We start from the raw sequence: 3,740 nt of genomic DNA, 5'->3' as shown, positions 1-3,740 counted from the left end.
CAATGCCCACTAAGCCACACAAAGTTAAAACAGGCTTAGGATTAAGCCTTGATGATATTTTGTCTGAAGAAGCAAGTGTTGCTGCGCGTGGTGATAGTCAATATTTTGACAACTGATAAGTAAAAATTATGAAAAGAGCTCTGAGGCACCCGTGCCGAATAGCTCTTTTTTTGGTATCATAGTAAGTACTTACAAACAGATTGGACAGAATAGATAATGGACAAGGATACGTTATACTACTTTATTGGGATTAAAGGATCAGGCATGAGTGCATTGGCACTTATTCTGCATGATCAAGGCTTGCAAGTCGCGGGCTCAGACATTGATGAATACACATTCACGCAAAAGCCATTGGCGGCAGCTGGAATCCCAATGTATAGTTTCGATGCAGCTAACATTAAACCTGGTATGACGGTTATTCGTGGAAATGCCTTTAATGATGACCAGGTGGAAGTCGCGGCTGCGTTGGCGTTGGGTGATCAGATTAATTTGGTTACTTACCCAGACATGGTTGAAAATCTAGTTAAGCAATTCACGTCAATTGGGGTTGCAGGGGCACACGGTAAGACATCAACAACAGGTCTTTTGGCCCACGTTTTGGCTGGTATTGCACCTACATCATACTTAATCGGCGACGGTACAGGTAAGGGTGTGCCAGATGCACGGTTCTTCATTTTCGAGGCGGACGAATATCGTCGACACTTCCAAGATTACACACCAGATTATGCGATTATGACGAACATTGACTTTGATCACCCTGATTATTACACAGGTGTCGATGATGTTCGTAGTGCTTTTGAAGACTTCGGTAATCACGTCAAGAAGGGCATTTTTGCTTGGGGTGATGATGAACAATTGCGCAAGATGCAAGTTGATGTGCCCGTCTATTTCTATGGTACAAATCCAGAAACTGATGATTTTTACGCCAAAGACATTAAGCGTTCAACAACTGGTTCAAGTTTTGACGTTTACTATCATGATGAGTTTTTGGGTAACTTTGAAGTCCCTTTGTTTGGACAACACGGTGTCTTGAATTCTTTGGCCGTGATTGCTGTTGCATACTTTGAGAAGATTGACGGCGACTTGGTTCGCAAGGAGTTGTTGTCTTTTAAGGGTGTTAAGCGCCGCTTTACTGAAAAGCAAGTTGGCCCCGTAACCATTATCGATGACTACGCACACCACCCATCAGAAATTACTGCGACACTTGATGCTGCTCGCCAAAAGTATCCTGGCCGTGAGCTGGTAGCGGTTTTCCAACCACACACGTTCTCACGTACCATCGCGTATCAAGATGATTTTGCGAAGTCGCTTGAGCTCGCGGATAAAGTCTATCTAACAGAGATTTTTGCATCTGCTCGTGAGCAAGCGGGCGATATTTCATCAAAGGACCTGGGTGCAAAGATTTCAAAGTTTGGTGGCATTGTATCACCAACTGACGTTGCACCGCTATTGGATCATGAAGATGGGGTCTTTATCTTTATGGGTGCCGGCGATTTGCAAAACACAGAATTTGCGTTTGAAAAGATTTTGGCAAATACGCAAACGAATTTGCAGTAGACCAAATTGGCTTTTAGCTTAAAAAATTATTTAACCTTAGTGCGACTTTTAATCTTGTGCTAAGGTTTTTTGGTATAATGGTAGTATGGGGTTAGTAATTGAAACACCAAACCATTGCCGAATGGGGCAACGAAAGAGGTAGCATATATGGATAATTTTGGTTTTGAACAACAAGGACCACGTTTGGTAAATCCAGACGCAACGGGGCTAAATGATTTCTTTAAAAAAGTGTACACGTACATGGCGTTGGCCTTGTTAGTAACAGCCGCGACGGCCTATCTTGGCGTAACGCTGTTCGCCGCCCAAATCGCCGCAATATTTAGTAGCACAATGTCATCGTTGGTGATGTTTGCCGTGATGATGGGATTTGTCTGGTTGTTTTCTAGTCGCGTGTACACAAATCCGGGGCAGGCATTCGTGATGCTAATGGGATTCTCTGTGTTGAACGGCGTAACCTTTGCAGTCATTGGATTGACAACTAGCTTGGGGATGATTGCTTCCGCTTTCTTCACAACGGCTTTGTTGTTTGCGGGAATGGCCTTGTATGGCTTTACAACAAAGAAGTCAATGTCGTCACTTTCAAGCATCTTGTTTGGATCGGTAATCGCTTTGATTATTGGCGGTATCATCAATTTGTTTTTCTTTAACAGCATTGTTTACTTGTTCTTGTCAGTTGTCGGTGTTGTCGTATTTGCGATTATGACGGCTTATGATATGAACCGACTTAAGACGATGTACATTGAGTATGGTTCACAAGGTGACGCCACATTGACGCAAGGATTGGCTGTGTCAGGTGCCTTGTCATTGTACATGGACTTCATCAATTTGTTTATTTATATTTTGCGTTTGTTCACGGCTTTCGGGGGCTCACGCGATTAAGCTTAATTTTATTAACGGCATCTCTGCGGAGGTGCCGTTTTTCTGTTACTATATTAAGTATCAAAACGTTTGGGGGCATCCCCGGAAAAGAGATGAAAATGGCAAAACCAACATTACTTTTAATTGATGGTAATTCCCTGGCTTTTCGGGCATTTTTTGCACTGATCAATCAGGTTGACCGCTTTGTAAATCACGAAGGCCTTCATACTAATGCCCTAGTTGGCTTTAATAACCTATTAGATGGGATTGTTGATCCATTTAAGCCAGATTTGGCGCTAGTTGCCTGGGACGCTGGTAAAACAACTTTCCGTACGGGTAAGTTCGATGATTACAAGGGCAATCGTGATAAGACACCGCAAGAACTGGTTGAACAATTTGAACCGTTACGTAAGATGGTGGAATTACACGGGATTAAGTCATACGAGCTACCGGGTTACGAAGCTGATGACATTATTGGAACAACGGCTCGGATGGGTGAGGCCGCTGGTTATGCAGTGACCATTGTGACAGGTGACCGTGATATGACCCAGTTGGTGACTGATGATGTCTCAGTTTGGGTAACTAAGAAGGGAATCAGCGAAATTGATCATTATACGCCTGCAATGGTTGCGGAAGTCTATGATGGTCTGACACCAGCTCAAATTGTCGAAGTGAAGGGGTTACAGGGCGACACAAGTGATAATTATCCAGGTGTTGCTGGTATCGGTCCTAAAACCGCAATCAAGCTGATGAAGGAATATCACACCATTCCTGAAATGTATGAACGCATAGACGAAATGAAAACCTCGAAGCAGAAAGAAAAGTTGATTGCCGGCAAGGAGGATGCACTCTTGTCGCGTGATTTGGCAACGATTCGGACAAATGCACCAGTTGATTATGATTTATCTAGTTTGACGTACAACGGTCCCGATTACGAGGCAATTATTCCGTTCTATCAACACCTAGATTTTAAGGCCCAGCTAGTAAAGTTGGCTAATCAGGGGCATACCATTCCAGCACCTACGGGCATGCAGAATGGGGACGATGGTGAACCGGCTCATGATATGAACAATACACCATTAGAAGTCCGTTCATTAACGGCCACTAATCTAACACATATTGAGCAACTTGGTGATGAGATTAGTTTTTATCTTGAGCTTGACGATGAAAATTATCATACGGCAAACCCAGTTGGTTTTGTGATTGGTAACAACGAACACGGCTATTTTGTGAGTCGCGACATTGAGCTACTGGTACAAGGCACACCGGTTAACCGAATTTTACAAGATGCAACTGTTAAAAAGAACGTCTTCAATGCGAAGGGG

Annotated in this window: 3 protein-coding genes; all 3 read left to right on the top strand. The window is 43.4% G+C overall.

The window, feature by feature from the left end; genetic code table 11:
- The first annotated feature begins 216 nt into the window (after positions 1 to 216).
- Positions 217 to 1,557, top strand: coding sequence for a UDP-N-acetylmuramate--L-alanine ligase (murC, locus tag WEIDD23_RS01845; RefSeq protein ID WP_010373634.1), 1,341 nt, complete (start codon positions 217 to 219; stop codon positions 1,555 to 1,557).
- Between the two features lie 147 nt (positions 1,558 to 1,704).
- A complete protein-coding gene (locus WEIDD23_RS01840; RefSeq protein ID WP_062358706.1) occupies positions 1,705 to 2,436 on the top strand; it encodes a Bax inhibitor-1/YccA family protein in 732 nt (243 codons plus the stop codon).
- A 98-nt stretch (positions 2,437 to 2,534) separates the two neighbouring features.
- On the top strand, positions 2,535 to 3,740 hold a 1,206-nt coding region (locus WEIDD23_RS01835), incomplete at its 3' end, for a 5'-3' exonuclease H3TH domain-containing protein (protein ID WP_278279465.1).

Source organism: Weissella sp. DD23 (assembly GCF_001579105.1).
GTDB lineage: Bacteria > Bacillota > Bacilli > Lactobacillales > Lactobacillaceae > Weissella > Weissella cibaria.
The sequence above is the reverse complement of the archived record's forward strand: the minus strand, read 5'-3'. Positions and strand labels throughout refer to the sequence as shown.

Coding starts and splice junctions, on each gene's coding strand:
- WEIDD23_RS01840 (WP_062358706.1), top strand. CDS start 1,705: ATGGATAATTTTGGTTTTGAACAACAAGGACCACGTTTGGTAAATCCA.
- murC (WP_010373634.1), top strand. CDS start 217: ATGGACAAGGATACGTTATACTACTTTATTGGGATTAAAGGATCAGGC.